The following is a 2,497-nucleotide window of genomic DNA, read 5'->3' as shown; positions in this document are numbered from 1 at the left end:
GTAGAAATCTACCATACAAGGTTTAATAGATCAGATTAGCCCTCGGGTGTTAAGTTTACGCTTAGCATTCGGGGCTAATTTTGTTTAAGTATGCCAGTCGCCTCTCCAGTCATCACTTTACAACTTAATAGTCTGCTGAGCCTGGGCATCTACCACTGCAATAGCCACCATGTTAATAATCTCACGCACGTTACTTCCTTGTTGTAAAACGTGGACTGGTTTATTCATCCCTAACAGAATGGGTCCGATAGCCTCGGCACTGCCAATTTCCATCAGTAGTTTATAGGCAATATTTCCCGAGGTTAAATCTGGAAAAATGAGGGTATTAGCACCTTGTTCGGCCAGGCGGCTAAACGGATAACTTTGTTGCTGTAGTTCTACGTTGAGTGCCGTGTTCGCCTGTATATCCCCATCGATAATCAGGTCGGGCCAGCGTTTCTGAGCTAGAGCTACTGCCTTAGCCGTTTTCTCGGGTACTTCCCCTTTGCTAGAGCCAAAGTTAGAATACGAAAGCACCGCCACCCGGGGTGTAATGCCAAACGAACGAACCGAGGAAGCGGTCAGTCCAATAATATCCACCAACTCTTCGGTAGTAGGATTTACATTCACCGTAGTATCCGCAAAGAAGAATGGCCCTTTTTTGTTCAGGACAATGTACATACCCGCTACCCGCTTTACTTCACTACTCATTCCAATTACTTGTAGCGCCGGACGTACCGTTTTGGGATAGTCGCTGGTAAGGCCGGATAAGAAAGCATCCGCATCGCCACTTTCTACCATGGCCGTTCCGTAGTAGTTCCGGGAGCGCATCAGGTTACGGGCTTCTTGCTGAGTGACTCCCTTCCGTTTCCGCTTCTCGTACAGCTGATCACCGTACACCTTGCGACGTGCTTGCTCTACATACGGATCAATAATTTTGCAAGATGAGAGCTCTAACTGATGCTCCTCCACCAGGGCATTTATTTTTTTGTGATTCCCCAATAAAATAGGAATAGCGATCTGTTCATCCTGAAGAATCTGAGCGGCTTTCAGAATTTTGATATTCTCGGTTTCGGCAAAAACTACGCGTTTGGGCTCTTTTTTGGCTTTGGAAATAATCTGCGACATCAGCTTCTGATCAATTCCCAAGCGCCGCTGAAGTTCTATATCGTACTGCTCCCAATTGTCAATAGTAGTACGAGCTACCCCGGTTTTCATGGCGGCCTTTGCTACCGCCGGAGAAATACTAGTAATTAGGCGAGGATCGAGTGGTTTGGGAATGAGGTACTCCTTACCGAAAATAATTTTGTCGCTACTGTAGGCTTTGTTAACAATCTCGGGAGTTGGTTCTTTCGCTAGCTTAGCTAATGCTTTCACCGCGGCCATTTTCATTTCTTCGTTAATGGCGGTAGCCCGTACATCCAGTGCGCCCCGAAAAATATAAGGAAAGCCCAGCACATTGTTCACCTGATTAGGATGGTCGGATCGGCCGGTGGCCATAATAATATCATCTCGGCTTTCCGTGGCTAGTTCGTAACTAATCTCCGGGTCGGGATTAGCCAGCGCAAATACAATGGGCCGTTCGTTCATTGACTGAACCATTTCGGTCGAGACAATATTACCCGCCGACAGCCCCAGAAACATATCGGCTCCCCGCATGGCTTCGGCCAGGGTTCGCACGCTACGGTCAGTGGCAAAATAAGAACGAATTTCGTCTAAATCTTCTCGTCCACGGTACAGCACGCCGTCAATATCGCTCATAACAATATTTTCCCGGCGGGCCCCTAGTTCTTCGTACAGTTTAATACAAGCCATGGCCGAGGCTCCGGCACCACTCACCACAATCTTAATATCTTTAATCTTCTTCCCCACGAGCTCCAGGGCATTAAGCAGTGCGGCACTCGAGATAATCGCTGTACCGTGCTGGTCGTCGTGCATCACCGGAATTTTCATGATTTTCCGCAGCCTTCGTTCAATCTCAAAACATTCGGGAGCTTTAATATCTTCCAGGTTGATTCCCCCAAAAGTTGGCTCCAGCGATTTCACGATCTGAACAAAGGCATCGGGATCTTTAACATCTATTTCCAGGTCAAAAACATCAATGCCCGCAAATTTCTTGAATAGCACTCCTTTGCCTTCCATTACCGGTTTAGAAGCTTCGGGACCAATGTTTCCTAATCCTAGTACGGCGGTGCCGTTAGAAATTACTCCCACCAGATTTCCTTTAGCGGTGTATTTGTACACATCGTCGGGGTTTTTCGCTATTTCCCGGCACGGTTCGGCCACTCCGGGGGAATAGGCTAACGCTAAGTCGATCTGAGAGCTCAGCAGTTTGGTAGGAACCACCTCAATTTTACCGGGCTGATCTTGGGTATGGTAATTCAGCGCATCTTCGCGGCGAATTTTAATCGTGCGAAACTGCTGTACTTTGGGTTCTGACATTCTTTGTATGTTATTTCGGTAAAAGTAGCAAAATCGCCTCAGATGCCAAGTTATGTTATTGCTCGGTAGTTAGCAC

General features: G+C 47.3%; 1 protein-coding gene. It reads right to left on the bottom strand.

Annotated features, from left to right (window positions below; all coding sequences use genetic code 11):
- Positions 1-117: 117 nt before the first annotated feature.
- On the bottom strand, positions 118-2,421 hold the full coding sequence (locus WBA23_RS12270) for an NADP-dependent malic enzyme (RefSeq protein ID WP_424582571.1): 2,304 nt from the start codon (positions 2,419-2,421) through the stop codon (positions 118-120).
- Positions 2,422-2,497: the final 76 nt, after the last annotated feature.

Origin of the sequence: Tunicatimonas sp., from assembly GCF_049647865.1 — a bacterium.
Taxonomy (GTDB): Bacteria; Bacteroidota; Bacteroidia; order Cytophagales; family Cyclobacteriaceae; genus Tunicatimonas.
Note: the sequence above shows the minus strand (reverse complement) of the source record. Positions and strands in the feature narration are given on the sequence as shown.

Bases quoted from the DNA above. Each gene is read 5' to 3' on its own strand.
- WBA23_RS12270 (WP_424582571.1), bottom strand. From the start codon at position 2,421: ATGTCAGAACCCAAAGTACAGCAGTTTCGCACGATTAAAATTCGCCGC.